Here is a 13,910-nt window from a genome sequence, read left to right as displayed (position 1 = left end):
TCCCATGTCTGAAATGACCCCACGCGAAATCGTCAGCGAACTTGATAAGCACATCATCGGCCAGGATAACGCTAAGCGTTCCGTGGCGATTGCACTGCGTAACCGCTGGCGCCGCATGCAGCTCAACGAAGAGTTGCGCCATGAAGTGACCCCGAAAAACATTCTGATGATCGGCCCGACCGGCGTCGGTAAAACTGAAATCGCCCGTCGTCTGGCTAAGCTGGCGAACGCGCCGTTCATCAAAGTTGAAGCAACCAAATTCACCGAAGTCGGTTATGTAGGTAAAGAAGTCGATTCTATTATTCGCGACCTGACCGATGCCGCAGTGAAAATGGTGCGTGTACAAGCTATCGAGAAAAACCGTTATCGCGCTGAAGAACTGGCAGAAGAACGTATTCTCGACGTGCTGATCCCACCGGCTAAAAACAACTGGGGACAGACCGAACAGCAGCAGGAACCTTCCGCTGCCCGTCAGGCATTCCGCAAAAAACTGCGTGAAGGCCAACTCGATGACAAAGAAATCGAGATCGATCTTGCCGCAGCACCGATGGGCGTTGAAATTATGGCGCCTCCGGGAATGGAAGAGATGACCAGTCAGTTGCAGTCTATGTTCCAGAACCTGGGCGGTCAGAAGCAAAAAGCGCGTAAGCTGAAAATCAAAGACGCCATGAAGCTGCTGATTGAAGAAGAAGCGGCGAAACTGGTAAATCCGGAAGAATTGAAGCAAGACGCTATCGACGCCGTAGAACAGCACGGGATCGTGTTCATCGACGAAATCGACAAAATCTGTAAGCGCGGCGAATCCTCCGGCCCGGATGTTTCTCGTGAAGGCGTTCAGCGTGACCTGCTGCCGCTGGTAGAAGGTTGTACTGTTTCTACCAAACACGGGATGGTCAAAACAGACCACATTCTGTTCATCGCTTCTGGCGCATTCCAGGTTGCAAAACCGTCTGACCTGATCCCAGAACTGCAAGGTCGTCTGCCGATCCGCGTTGAGCTGCAGGCCCTGACCACCAGCGACTTTGAGCGTATTCTGACCGAGCCGAATGCCTCTATCACCGTGCAGTACAAAGCACTGATGGCGACCGAAGGCGTGAATATTGAGTTCACCGACTCCGGTATCAAACGCATTGCAGAAGCGGCATGGCAGGTAAACGAATCTACCGAAAACATCGGTGCGCGTCGTTTACATACCGTTCTGGAGCGTTTGATGGAAGAGATTTCCTACGACGCCAGCGATTTAAGCGGTCAAACCATCACTATTGACGCAGATTATGTGAGCAAACATCTGGATGCGTTGGTGGCAGATGAAGATCTGAGCCGTTTTATCCTATAATCGCGTTCAATCATTTTCATCATTGTTTGATGGGGCTGAAAGGCCCCATTTTTATTGGCGCGTATTATGACTGAACAACAAATTAGCCGAACTCAGGCGTGGCTGGAAAGTTTACGACCTAAAACCCTCCCCCTCGCCTTTGCTGCAATTATCGTCGGGACGGCGCTGGCATGGTGGCAAGGTCACTTCGATCCGCTGGTCGCTCTGCTGGCACTCATTACCGCCGGGCTATTACAGATCCTCTCTAACCTCGCCAATGACTACGGTGATGCCGTCAAAGGTAGCGACAAACCTGACCGCATTGGACCGCTGCGCGGCATGCAAAAAGGGGTCATTACCCAGCAAGAGATGAAACGGGCGCTCATTATTACCGTCGTGCTCATTTGCCTCTCTGGACTGGCGCTGGTCGCGGTGGCGTGTCATAACCTGGCTGATTTTGTCGGCTTCCTGATTCTTGGTGGGTTATCAATTATCGCCGCTATCACCTATACCGTGGGCAATCGCCCTTATGGTTATATCGGCCTGGGTGATATTTCCGTACTGGTTTTCTTTGGCTGGTTGAGCGTAATGGGCAGCTGGTATTTGCAGGCGCATACGCTGATTCCGGCGCTGATCCTTCCGGCAACGGCCTGTGGTCTGCTGGCAACGGCGGTGCTTAACATTAACAATCTGCGCGATATCAATAGCGACCGCGAGAATGGCAAAAACACACTGGTAGTGCGCTTAGGTGAAGTGAACGCCCGTCGTTACCATGCTTGCCTGCTGATGGGCTCGCTGGTGTGTCTGGCGCTGTTTAATCTCTTTTCACTGCATAGCCTGTGGGGTTGGCTGTTCCTGCTGGCAGCACCGTTGCTGGTGAAGCAAGCCCGTTATGTGATGCATGAAATGGACCCGGTGGCGATGCGTCCGATGCTGGAACGCACCGTCAAAGGAGCATTACTAACTAACCTGCTGTTTGTTTTGGGAATATTCTTAAGCCAGTGGGCTACATAACTGACAAATATCAATTAACAATTGATGATTTTGCCAACAACCCACATAGCGCGATATACTGAAAATTCTCGCAGCAACTGAATGTTAAGCCTATGAAATACGATACTTCCGAGCTTTGTGACATCTATCAAGAAGATGTCAACGTCGTGGAACCGCTGTTCTCCAACTTTGGTGGACGGGCGTCGTTTGGCGGACAAATCATCACGGTAAAATGTTTCGAGGACAACGGGTTGCTGTACGATCTGCTCGAACAGAATGGCCGTGGTCGTGTCCTTGTCGTCGATGGCGGTGGTTCTGTTCGTCGCGCACTGGTCGATGCTGAACTGGCACGTCTGGCAGTACAAAATGAATGGGAAGGTCTGGTCATTTACGGCGCGGTGCGTCAGGTAGATGATCTGGAAGAACTGGACATCGGCATCCAGGCGATGGCCGCAATTCCGGTCGGTGCCGCTGGCGAAGGCATTGGCGAAAGCGATGTCCGCGTCAATTTTGGCGGCGTCACCTTCTTCTCCGGCGACCATCTCTATGCCGACAATACCGGGATTATTCTTTCTGAAGATCCGCTGGATATTGAATAAGTATCTGCCATGCGTTAAAAGGGGAATTAAATTCCCCTTTTTTATACATGGACGTATTCATGCAAAATATTATTCTTTTAATTTTATATTTATTTCTTATAGCCGTTAACCATTTCCGCTACAAATTCCTTTTATCTGGCAACACCGGTGAAATGATTTTATATTTTGCTAACGTATTTTTTAACCCACTTGCCCTATCATTTATTACCGCCACAATCATCTGTATAACGATAAAAAAAAGAAGCAGCCGCAGCTTTATTCGCGGCACTTGTTGGTTAATGGGATTATTTCTTATCTATAGCAGCTATACGGTGTGGGAACGGCACAGCACATGGGATTATACTTTCCCGGGGCCAGGTATCACCGTCACGGTTCCGAGCAAACAGTGGGTTGCCAATATAGTAAAACAAGGGCCAACCCTGGTGACTCGGGATGCCCATGCTATTTTAGCTATTGTTGCCTTCTCACAAAATGAACTCGGTGTACATTCAATCGAGGAACTTACCGCGACTCAAAACGGAACTGCAGAAATGCATGTTTGTGATGTTCAGGGATTTACCTGCGCTTATCAGGAAGGAGTGCAAACAATGAGTGATGGCAAAGTAAGACATGCTATTTTCATGACTCTACTGGATAACACTAATTTGATACAACTGGTCGCAGCCATCGACCCAGATTATTTGGACGAATATCAAGAAGAAGTAATGAAAATGATACTTTCTGCCCGTCAATGATCTGATTGATATATTATTGATACGAGATGCATTATCTTATTAATACTATGGATATTAGTTGTTTTTCTTAGTCACCTTCAGCACAGCAATCTGTGGTCCGGGGTCCCTGGCATGGCTGGAAAATATATCAGTTCAGTCTTTCTGGGGTCACTATTACGTCCCGTGCTTGTGTCAGGTCTTTTATGCGCATTCGCTCAAAAAACACTGAAGTAAAAAATAAGGCGCCTTGCGGCGCCTCTGCATGGAAGAGATTAAACCTCTTCCATACGACCCAGCAGGGCCTGCAGACGTTCCTGCCAGCCGTTCTGCTGTTCTTTCAGATGGTTGTTCTCACGCTCCAGCTCTTCGCGCTGATGCTGGGCATTTTGAACTTCCTGCGACAGTGAGTTGTTTTTTTCTTTCAGCTCTTCGATTTCCATCTGCAACAGAGTGATGGTATCAATCGCCTGCTGTACTTTTGCTTCCAGTTTCTCAAACACTTCTAATGACATTGTCATACCTCTCCTGAATTGCAAGGCGTTGATGGATAAAAATCCTCGTCCCGATTACCGGTGACGCCTTAATAAATACGAGCGCATTTTAGTTAGCTCCGATTGTATGAAGCCGCGCCATCGCTGTCCAGCGGCACGCCTTGTAGATTACGGTTTGCCACACTTTTCATCCTTCTCCTGGTGACATAATCCACACCAATCGAAAATGTTAATAAAATTGTTACATTAATGTTCTAACAAACATACATCATGTATAGACAGATGAAAAAAATAGCGCGATAACGCTCATTTTATGACGAAGCACACACATTTTAAGTTCGATATTTCTCGTTTTCGCTCGTTAACGATAAGTTTACAGCATGCCTACAAGCATCGTGGAGGTCCGTGACTTTCACGCATACAACAAACATTAACTCTTCAGGATCCGATTATGAGTCAAACATCAACCTTGAAAGGCCAGTGCATCGCTGAATTCCTCGGTACCGGGTTGTTGATTTTTTTCGGTGTCGGTTGCGTTGCTGCACTTAAAGTCGCTGGCGCGTCTTTTGGTCAGTGGGAAATCAGTGTTATTTGGGGACTGGGGGTGGCGATGGCCATCTATCTAACCGCAGGGGTTTCCGGCGCACATCTTAATCCAGCTGTCACCATTGCGCTGTGGCTGTTTGCCTGTTTCGACAAGCGCAAGGTTATTCCTTATATCGTTTCACAAGTCGCCGGAGCTTTCTGCGCTGCGGCATTAGTTTACGGGCTTTACTACAATTTATTCTTCGACTTCGAGCAGACCCATCATATTGTTCGCGGAAGCGTTGAAAGTGTTGATCTGGCGGGTACTTTCTCTACTTATCCTAACCCTCATATCAATTTTGTGCAGGCCTTCGCAGTTGAGATGGTGATTACCGCTATTCTGATGGGGCTGATCCTGGCGTTAACGGACGATGGTAACGGCGTACCGCGCGGCCCTTTGGCTCCCTTGCTGATTGGTCTACTGATTGCGGTCATTGGCGCATCTATGGGTCCATTAACGGGCTTTGCCATGAACCCAGCACGTGATATCGGTCCGAAAGCCTTTGCCTGGCTGGCGGGCTGGGGCAATGTCGCCTTTACCGGCGGCAGAGACATTCCTTACTTCCTGGTGCCGCTTTTTGGCCCTATCGTTGGCGCGATTGTTGGTGCATTCGCCTACCGCAAACTGATTGGTCGCCATTTGCCTTGCGATATCTGTGTTGTGGAAGAAAAGGAGATCACAACTCCTTCAGAACAAAAAGCTTCGCTGTAATGTGACTACGGGACAATTAAACATGACTGAAAAAAAATATATCGTTGCGCTCGACCAGGGCACCACCAGCTCCCGCGCGGTCGTGATGGATCACGATGCCAATATCATTAGCGTGTCACAGCGCGAATTTGAGCAAATTTACCCAAAACCAGGCTGGGTAGAACACGACCCGATGGAAATCTGGGCCACCCAAAGCTCCACACTGGTAGAAGTGCTGGCGAAAGCAGATATTAATTCCGATCAAATTGCAGCTATCGGTATTACGAACCAGCGTGAAACCACCATCGTCTGGGAAAAAGAAACCGGCAAGCCTATCTATAACGCTATTGTCTGGCAGTGCCGTCGTACCGCCGAGATCTGTGAGCATCTCAAGCGTGACGGCATGGAAGAGTACATTCGTAACAACACCGGTCTGGTGATTGACCCGTACTTCTCTGGCACCAAAGTGAAGTGGATCCTCGACCATGTGGAAGGTTCCCGCGAGCGTGCACGCCGTGGTGAACTGCTGTTTGGTACGGTTGATACCTGGCTTATCTGGAAAATGACTCAGGGCCGCGTTCACGTCACTGATTACACTAATGCGTCTCGTACCATGTTATTCAACATCCATACTCTGGACTGGGACGACAAAATGCTCGACGCGCTGGATATCCCGCGTGAGATGCTGCCAGAAGTACGTCGTTCTTCCGAAGTGTACGGTCAGACCAACATTGGCGGCAAAGGCGGCACGCGTATTCCGATCGCCGGGATTGCGGGCGACCAGCAGGCGGCACTCTTCGGCCAGTTGTGCGTGAAAGAAGGGATGGCGAAGAATACCTACGGTACCGGCTGCTTTATGCTGATGAACACCGGCGAGAAAGCAGTGAAATCAGAAAACGGTCTGCTGACCACCATCGCCTGTGGCCCGAGCGGAGAAGTAAACTACGCGCTGGAAGGTGCGGTGTTTATGGCGGGCGCCTCCATTCAGTGGCTACGCGATGAAATGAAGTTGATTAACGACGCCTACGATTCCGAATACTTTGCAACTAAAGTACAAAACACCAACGGTGTGTATGTCGTTCCGGCGTTTACCGGACTGGGTGCGCCCTACTGGGATCCGTATGCGCGCGGGGCCATTTTCGGCTTAACTCGTGGGGTGAACGCCAACCACATCATCCGTGCGACGCTGGAGTCTATTGCCTATCAGACGCGTGACGTGCTGGAAGCAATGCAGGCCGACTCAGGCATTCGTCTGCACGCCCTGCGCGTGGACGGTGGCGCGGTGGCAAATAACTTCCTGATGCAGTTCCAGTCCGATATTCTCGGCACGCGCGTTGAGCGCCCGGAAGTTCGCGAAGTGACTGCGTTGGGTGCGGCCTATCTTGCTGGTCTGGCGGTTGGCTTCTGGCAAAATCTCGACGAACTGCAAGAGAAAGCAGTGATTGAACGCGAGTTCCGTCCTGGCATCGAAACTACCGAGCGTAATTACCGTTACGCTGGCTGGAAAAAAGCGGTCAAACGCGCGATGGCCTGGGAAGAACACGACGAGTAATGTCAGGCACCTGAACCGATTGTCTGATGCTGATCGCCTGATGCGGCGCTGACGCGTCTTATCAGGCCTACGAGCCGGATACATATCCGGCATCACACAGACTCTGAAACCGTGCGGGGGCAACCCCCGCACACATCAATAATCCGCTCCCTCCCCTGTGCTACACTTCGCGCCATTCCTTACTGCTTAGAGTTTGCTATGAGACGAGAACTTGCCATCGAATTTTCCCGCGTCACCGAATCTGCGGCGCTGGCTGGCTACAAATGGTTAGGACGCGGCGATAAAAATACCGCTGACGGCGCAGCGGTTAACGCCATGCGCATTATGCTCAACCAGGTCAACATTGACGGCACTATCGTCATTGGTGAAGGTGAAATCGACGAAGCACCGATGCTCTACATTGGTGAAAAAGTCGGTACTGGTCGCGGTGATGCAGTGGATATTGCTGTTGATCCGATTGAAGGCACGCGCATGACGGCGATGGGCCAGGCTAACGCGCTGGCGGTGCTGGCTGTAGGCGATAAAGGCTGCTTCCTCAACGCGCCAGATATGTATATGGAAAAGCTGATCGTCGGACCGGGGGCTAAGGGCACCATTGACCTGAATCTGCCGTTGGCGGATAACCTGCGCAATGTTGCCGCGGCGCTCGGCAAACCATTGAGCGAACTGACGGTAACGATTCTGGCGAAACCGCGCCACGATGCCGTTATCGCAGAAATGCAGCAACTCGGCGTGCGCGTGTTTGCGATTCCGGATGGCGATGTTGCGGCCTCAATTCTCACCTGTATGCCAGACAGCGAAGTTGACGTGCTGTACGGCATTGGCGGCGCGCCGGAAGGCGTGGTTTCTGCGGCGGTGATTCGAGCGTTAGATGGCGATATGAATGGCCGTCTGCTGGCGCGTCATGATGTCAAAGGCGACAACGCAGAAAATCGCCGCATTGGTGAACAGGAACTGGCACGCTGCAAAGCAATGGGCATCGAAGCGGGTAAAGTGTTGCGTCTGGGCGATATGGCGCGCAGCGATAACGTCATCTTTTCCGCAACCGGTATCACTAAGGGCGATCTACTGGAAGGTATTAGCCGCAAAGGCAATATCGCCACTACCGAAACGCTGCTGATCCGTGGTAAATCCCGCACTATTCGTCGCATTCAGTCGATTCACTATCTGGATCGTAAAGACCCGGATATGCAGGTGCACATTCTCTGAGTGATTTGATCGATTGAGCCTTCCAGTCCTTCGGGACTGGAATTTTTTTGTTCGGAGAACGAAGATAAGGCAAGTCAATCAAAACAGGAGAAAAACATGGCTGATTGGGTAACAGGCAAAGTCACTAAAGTGCAGAACTGGACCGACGCCCTGTTTAGTCTCACCGTTCACGCTCCCGTGCTTCCGTTTACCGCCGGGCAATTCACTAAACTTGGCCTCGAAATTGACGGCGAACGCGTCCAGCGCGCTTACTCCTACGTTAACTCGCCCGATAATCCCGATCTGGAGTTTTACCTGGTCACCGTTCCCGATGGCAAATTAAGCCCGCGACTGGCGGCGCTAAAACCGGGTGACGAAGTGCAAGTGGTTAGCGAGGCGGCTGGCTTCTTTGTGCTGGATGAAGTGCCGGACTGCGAAACACTGTGGATGCTGGCAACCGGTACAGCGATTGGCCCTTATTTATCAATTCTGCAATTGGGCAAAGATTTAGATCGCTTCAAAAACCTGGTGCTGGTTCACGCCGCACGATATGCCGCCGACTTAAGCTATCTGCCGCTGATGCAAGAACTGGAAAAACGCTACAAAGGGAAACTGCGCATTCAGACGGTGGTCAGTCGGGAAACGGCTGCGGGTTCGCTCACCGGGCGAATACCGGCGTTAATTGAAAGCGGCGAACTGGAAAACGCGGTTGGCCTACCAATGGATAAAGAAACCAGTCATGTGATGCTCTGTGGTAATCCGCAAATGGTGCGCGATACGCAACAGCTGCTAAAAGAAACCCGGCAGATGACGAAACATTTACGTCGTCGACCGGGCCACATGACAGCGGAGCATTACTGGTAAGCGGTTACTTATCGATAAACGGCACGATGAGCAGGTCCGCATTCAACTTATTGATCATCCCGCGGTATGCTGGCATCAAACGGTTGATAAATGAGTGGTGATGCCCACAGACAAGGAGGTCGCACTGCTCTTGTTGCAGAATTTCAAGCAGTGTTTCCGGCATTTCTCCGCGTTCAATACGCAGTTTGGTCTTCGGCCACTGAATATTTTTCGTCAGTTTATACAGCTTGTTATCTGACTTATCTTTCAATAGTTGAAGAATATCTTCTGTTGCAGGGAAGTAAATGCCCGGATACAACTCGCTTAAGCCATCATCAATATGAATCAATGTCAGGTGAGCGTCATTATGTCTGGCGAGATCCAGGGCTTTGTTCACCAGTAAGGCATCTTCTTCATTTCCGGAAATTGCCACGCCAATGTGTTTATAAGCCATGTTTAACTCCTTCTAAAGCGACTCCATCAAGCTAACGAACGCAGGGATAACTCAAAAATAATCATCTCGGCCTGGCATGAGAAGGTGAAGGCCGCATCAAGCTCAACTTGCCCCTCCAGGTCCTTAATCTTATAGGCCACGCTGGCCCCTTCATCCGCAGAGGATGCAGTGGCGGCAAGCTCTTTCAGTTTGGTCATAAAGGACTCTGCTTCTTCGCGGGTGGCAAAAAAGCGCGAAAACTTACTGGTACAGTTGTCGTTATCAATCACCGTACCGATATCAATCGCACATCCTTTAGTACTGCATTTATCTACGACATCTTTCATAGGGCACCTCTGTATATTCGCCTCTCTGTCGATTACGACTTAAGAATAATGCGCCGTTAAGAGAAGAACAAACAAGTAATGATCTTATGGATTACCATTTTTTTTGATATTGCTTAAGGTGAGGAAATGAGGAGGATTTTCCGGGCATTGTCATTTCCAGCGTGGAAATAACGATCCCGGAAAAAAATAGCAATAAAAGATATATTAAAGGTTAATTACTTGATTTATTGTCGGCTTTATACTTCACATCCAGAGTATCTTTGCCAAATTTATTTTCGCCCTGCGTACCGACAAATGCGCCAAGATCAATAAGCATCATCACCAGAATCAACGTCGGGACAAAACGCCCCACCGTCCATTGCCAGACGCCTGGTAAAATCGCCCAGTTACCCGCCAGCAGCATCCACGCTACAATCATTAAAAATGCCCATGCGCCGGAACGCCCGCGATCGTGCAGTCGTTTGACCGTTACTGCCGCTGTCGGCCAAAGTAAGCACACCAGGCAAAACGCGGCGGTCTGGATATCGAGTAAGTTTTTACCTGCCAGTGAGAAAAGCACCAGCATGCCAACGAACCAGAGGCCAATCCAAATCCAGAAATCACGGCGCCCAATACGCCCTTTAAACGAGAATAACCATTGCTGTATGGTCATGTAAGTTCCTTGATGGTTGTCTTTTCCAGGATTCTACCCTTTTGACAAGGGAGACAGATATCGTTTTAATCGGAGCCAGTCATAACAAAAGGTACTGTCGATGAAGCCAGGGTTTACGCTGTTTTTTCTCTTATGTTCTGCATCAGCCGTTAGCACAACGGTGCATGCACAAACACCAGGTACGGCGACCACTGCGCCCTATCTGCTTGCTGGCGCCCCTACCTTCGATCTCTCCATCAGCCAGTTTCGAGAAAACTTTAACAGCCAGAACCCCAACCTGCCACTGAACGAGTTTCGCGCCATCGACAGCAGCCCCGACAAAGCCAATCTGACTCGCGCCGCCAGTAAAATTAACGAGAACTTGTATGCCTCTACGGCGCTGGAGCGTGGCACTTTAAAAATCAAAAGCATTCAAATTACCTGGCTACCAATCCAGGGACCAGAGCAAAAAGCCGCCAAAGCAAAAGCTCATGAATACATGGCGGCGGTGATCCGCACACTCACCCCGCTGATGACCAAAACACAAAGCCAGAAAAAGCTACAGTCGCTCCTTACTGCGGGGAAAAACAAACGTTATTACACAGAGACAGAAGGCGCACTGCGCTATGTTGTCGCGGACAACGGCGAAAAGGGACTGACCTTCGCTGTTGAACCGATTAAGCTGGCGCTATCTGAATCGCTTGAAGGGTTGAATAAATGACAAAAAGCAAAGCCTTTCCAGTGATGAATCTCTATACTGTTTCACAGACCTGCTGCCCCGCGGGGCGGCCATCTTCCTTTATTCGCTTATAAGCGTGGAGAATTAAAATGCGACATCCTTTAGTGATGGGTAACTGGAAACTGAACGGCAGCCGCCACATGGTTCATGAGCTGGTTTCTAACCTGCGTAAAGAGCTGGCAGGCGTTGATGGCTGTGGCGTTGCAATCGCGCCACCAGAAATGTACATCGATATGGCGAAGCGTGAAGCTGAAGGCAGCCACATCATGCTGGGTGCGCAGAACGTGGATCTGAACCTGTCCGGCGCATTCACTGGTGAAACCTCTGCTGCTATGCTGAAAGACATCGGCGCACAGTACATCATCATCGGTCACTCTGAACGTCGTACTTACCACAAAGAGTCTGACGAACTGATCGCGAAAAAATTCGCGGTGCTGAAAGAGCAGGGTCTGACTCCGGTTCTGTGCATCGGTGAAACCGAAGCTGAAAACGAAGCGGGCAAAACTGAAGAAGTTTGCGCACGTCAGATCGACGCGGTACTGAAAACTCAGGGTGCTGCGGCATTCGAAGGTGCGGTAATCGCTTACGAACCAGTATGGGCAATCGGTACTGGCAAATCTGCAACTCCGGCGCAGGCTCAGGCTGTTCACAAATTTATCCGTGACCACATCGCTAAAGTTGACGCTAACATCGCTGAACAAGTGATCATCCAGTACGGCGGTTCTGTAAACGCGTCTAACGCCGCAGAACTGTTCGCTCAGCCGGACATCGACGGTGCGCTGGTTGGCGGTGCTTCTCTGAAAGCTGACGCCTTCGCAGTGATCGTTAAAGCTGCAGAAGCGGCTAAACAGGCTTAAGTCTGACTGGTGCCGGATATCGCATCCGGCACTTAGCTTTCCTCAACAACTCCTCGCTTTAACGCAAAATCTCACACTGATGATCCTGAAGTTCCTCGGCTGAAGCACGATTCAGCGTCAGCAGATTGCGCTGCGTCGCCAGCAATACAAACGAGTTATCACTCTGCCGCACCATCGCCAGCGCGTAACTGCCCATATGTTCCCGTGCCTCTGGCACTTCTTCTGCCAGCATCATAAACGGACTCCGTTTTACCAGCTCGCTTTCAGTTACCCTACGTGCCAGGTATTCATGCCCACGCAGCCCTCCGGGCAGCGGTAACCAACGGGTGCTGATATTCGCCAGATTATTATCCAGTTGTTCGCGCACATCAGGACGAATACAAGAGATATGGATATGAAAATGGTTTTGCGTGCGCCCGGTACGGGAGTTAATCGCCAGAGATACCGCGCGATCGGGGACTGGCTGGCCGTATTTTTTGCTCATAAAATCACGCGCCTGCCAGGCTAACCAGAAGAAATTAGGCGTTGAAGGATCGGTTAACAATGGACTTTCAGTGCCGTTAATACGATACGTTGGCATCAACAAATATTGCAGAGGACCGTTGAGGTCTTTTAAAACCACATATCCGGCATTGGGTTTGACTTCCGCACATGGCGAAGGGCTTTGGTTTTGCTGCTGGTTGGGTAAACATTGCTCAAGGGCAATCTGGCGCAACGTGTCCGACTCTTCACCGGTCAATTTCCAGTAACCAATGCCTGTAGCAGCAACAGCGATAACCATCATCGCTAAAAAAAGAAGACCTGCTTTTTTCATCTTTTTTTCCCTGTACCTCAAAGAGATGCAAGGGTAACGCAAAATCGTGACAAATAAAAAACCCGGTCGCGAGATGCCACCGGGTCCGATTGCCTTCAACAAAATTAACGTTTGCTGATTTGGTCAAACGTACCGCCGTTAGAGAAATGCTCTTTTTGCGCTTTCGTCCAGCCACCGAACTCTTCATCAATGGTGAATAACTTCAGCTTCGGAAAGGCATTTTCATATTTTTTCGCTACCTGAGGATCGCGCGGACGATAGTAGTTTTTAGCCGCAATCTCTTGGCCTTCTGGCGAGTAGAGATAGTTCAGGTAAGCTTCCGCCACCTCTTTAGTGCCTTTTTTCTCTACCACTTTATCGACAACTGACACCGTAGGCTCTGCGAGAATAGACTCGCTCGGCGTGACGATTTCGAATTTATCTTTCCCCAGTTCATTCGCCGCCAGCAGAGCTTCGTTTTCCCAGGCAATCAGCACGTCGCCAATGCCGCGCTCAACAAAGGTATTCGTTGAACCGCGCGCACCGGAATCCAGTACTTCGACGTTTTTATACAACGACTGCACGAATTCCTGCGCTTTTGCCTGATCGTTGTTGTTGTGATGCAAGGCGTAGCCCCAGGCGGCCAGGTAGTTCCAGCGAGCACCACCAGAACTTTTCGGGTTCGGGGTGATCACCGAAACACCAGGCTTAATCAAATCGTTCCAGTCGTGAATCTGCTTTGGATTGCCCTTGCGCACCAGGAAGACAATGGTAGAAGTATAAGGTGCGGAGTTATCCGGCAGACGCTTGATCCACTCTTTATCGATACGACCACGTTCAGCAATGGCATCCACGTCATAGGCTAGCGCCAGCGTGACGACATCAGCTTCTATGCCATTGATTACCGACGTCGCCTGTTTACCCGAACCGCCGTGCGACTGGCGAATCACCACGTTATCGCCGGTTTGCTGTTTCCAGTGGGCGCTGAAGGCTTTGTTGTACTGTTCGTACAGTTCCCGCGTTGGATCATACGAAACGTTAAGAAGCTGAATATCCTTTGCCATAACGCTGGTCGCTGCCAGTAATAAAGTTAACCCTACGCCCCACTTGTTCATCGCCCGGCTCTCTTATGTTGTGTTG

Annotated in this window: 16 protein-coding genes; 10 read left to right on the top strand and 6 right to left on the bottom strand. The window is 50.3% G+C overall.

Annotated elements, in window-relative coordinates:
* Nucleotides 1–4: 4 nt before the first annotated feature.
* From hslU to FEK50_RS01055, 4 genes are all read left to right on the top strand, one after another.
* Entirely contained in the window at nt 5–1,336 is a 1,332-nt protein-coding gene (hslU, locus tag FEK50_RS01070) for an HslU--HslV peptidase ATPase subunit (protein ID WP_001293348.1), read from the top strand.
* Between the two features lie 66 nt (nt 1,337–1,402).
* Nucleotides 1,403–2,329 (top strand): 1,4-dihydroxy-2-naphthoate polyprenyltransferase, encoded by a 927-nt coding sequence (gene menA, locus FEK50_RS01065; RefSeq protein WP_130206608.1) that lies wholly within the window; start codon nt 1,403–1,405, stop codon nt 2,327–2,329.
* Nucleotides 2,330–2,421: 92 nt separating this feature from the next.
* A complete protein-coding gene (gene rraA / locus FEK50_RS01060) occupies nt 2,422–2,907 on the top strand; it encodes a ribonuclease E activity regulator RraA (protein WP_000872908.1) in 486 nt (161 codons plus the stop codon).
* A gap of 59 nt (nt 2,908–2,966) precedes the next feature.
* The gene (locus FEK50_RS01055) at nt 2,967–3,641 is read left to right on the top strand and encodes a hypothetical protein (protein ID WP_131161566.1); all 675 of its coding nucleotides are present in this window, start codon (nt 2,967–2,969) and stop codon (nt 3,639–3,641) included.
* A 251-nt stretch (nt 3,642–3,892) separates the two neighbouring features.
* Here the strand turns inward: FEK50_RS01055 and zapB are convergent, their stop codons facing one another.
* Entirely contained in the window at nt 3,893–4,138 is a 246-nt protein-coding gene (gene zapB / locus FEK50_RS01050; RefSeq protein WP_001296623.1) for a septal ring assembly protein ZapB, read from the bottom strand.
* 424 nt (nt 4,139–4,562) lie between these two features.
* Between zapB and glpF the strand changes: the two genes are divergently transcribed.
* The 4 genes from glpF to fpr all read left to right on the top strand — a co-directional run bounded on the left by glpF (nt 4,563) and on the right by fpr (nt 8,991).
* Nucleotides 4,563–5,408: a glycerol uptake facilitator protein GlpF gene (gene glpF / locus FEK50_RS01045; protein WP_130206614.1), complete on the top strand. Its 846-nt coding sequence runs from the start codon at nt 4,563–4,565 to the stop codon at nt 5,406–5,408.
* 22 nt (nt 5,409–5,430) lie between these two features.
* Nucleotides 5,431–6,939 carry a glycerol kinase GlpK gene (glpK, locus tag FEK50_RS01040; protein ID WP_130206616.1) on the top strand — a complete coding sequence of 503 codons (1,509 nt, stop codon included), beginning with the start codon at nt 5,431–5,433 and terminating at the stop codon, nt 6,937–6,939.
* A gap of 198 nt (nt 6,940–7,137) precedes the next feature.
* Entirely contained in the window at nt 7,138–8,148 is a 1,011-nt protein-coding gene (glpX, locus tag FEK50_RS01035; protein WP_131161565.1) for a class II fructose-bisphosphatase, read from the top strand.
* Nucleotides 8,149–8,244: 96 nt separating this feature from the next.
* Complete coding sequence (fpr, locus tag FEK50_RS01030) at nt 8,245–8,991, top strand: ferredoxin--NADP(+) reductase (RefSeq protein ID WP_130206620.1); 747 nt, start codon at nt 8,245–8,247, stop codon at nt 8,989–8,991.
* A gap of 4 nt (nt 8,992–8,995) precedes the next feature.
* Here fpr and uspD read toward each other — a convergent pair whose 3' ends face one another.
* From uspD to FEK50_RS01015, 3 genes are all read right to left on the bottom strand, one after another.
* Entirely contained in the window at nt 8,996–9,424 is a 429-nt protein-coding gene (gene uspD, locus FEK50_RS01025; RefSeq protein WP_130206622.1) for a universal stress protein UspD, read from the bottom strand.
* 26 nt (nt 9,425–9,450) lie between these two features.
* The gene (locus FEK50_RS01020; RefSeq protein ID WP_032204720.1) at nt 9,451–9,750 is read right to left on the bottom strand and encodes a DUF406 domain-containing protein; all 300 of its coding nucleotides are present in this window, start codon (nt 9,748–9,750) and stop codon (nt 9,451–9,453) included.
* 211 nt (nt 9,751–9,961) lie between these two features.
* Nucleotides 9,962–10,402, bottom strand: coding sequence for a DUF805 domain-containing protein (locus FEK50_RS01015; protein ID WP_064530283.1), 441 nt, complete (start codon nt 10,400–10,402; stop codon nt 9,962–9,964).
* A gap of 100 nt (nt 10,403–10,502) precedes the next feature.
* On the opposite strand from FEK50_RS01015, the gene FEK50_RS01010 reads away from it, so the two are divergent.
* Nucleotides 10,503–11,102 (top strand): YiiQ family protein, encoded by a 600-nt coding sequence (locus tag FEK50_RS01010; RefSeq protein ID WP_130206624.1) that lies wholly within the window; start codon nt 10,503–10,505, stop codon nt 11,100–11,102.
* A gap of 107 nt (nt 11,103–11,209) precedes the next feature.
* Nucleotides 11,210–11,977 carry a triose-phosphate isomerase gene (gene tpiA / locus FEK50_RS01005; protein ID WP_130206626.1) on the top strand — a complete coding sequence of 256 codons (768 nt, stop codon included), beginning with the start codon at nt 11,210–11,212 and terminating at the stop codon, nt 11,975–11,977.
* Between the two features lie 58 nt (nt 11,978–12,035).
* Here the strand turns inward: tpiA and cdh are convergent, their stop codons facing one another.
* Entirely contained in the window at nt 12,036–12,791 is a 756-nt protein-coding gene (gene cdh / locus FEK50_RS01000) for a CDP-diacylglycerol diphosphatase (protein ID WP_131161564.1), read from the bottom strand.
* A 104-nt stretch (nt 12,792–12,895) separates the two neighbouring features.
* Nucleotides 12,896–13,885, bottom strand: coding sequence for a sulfate/thiosulfate ABC transporter substrate-binding protein Sbp (gene sbp, locus FEK50_RS00995; protein ID WP_130215254.1), 990 nt, complete (start codon nt 13,883–13,885; stop codon nt 12,896–12,898).
* Nucleotides 13,886–13,910: the final 25 nt, after the last annotated feature.

It is taken from the genome of Escherichia sp. E2586 (assembly GCF_005781105.1).
GTDB lineage: Bacteria > Pseudomonadota > Gammaproteobacteria > Enterobacterales > Enterobacteriaceae > Escherichia.
This window is presented reverse-complemented; position numbering and strand designations above follow the sequence as displayed.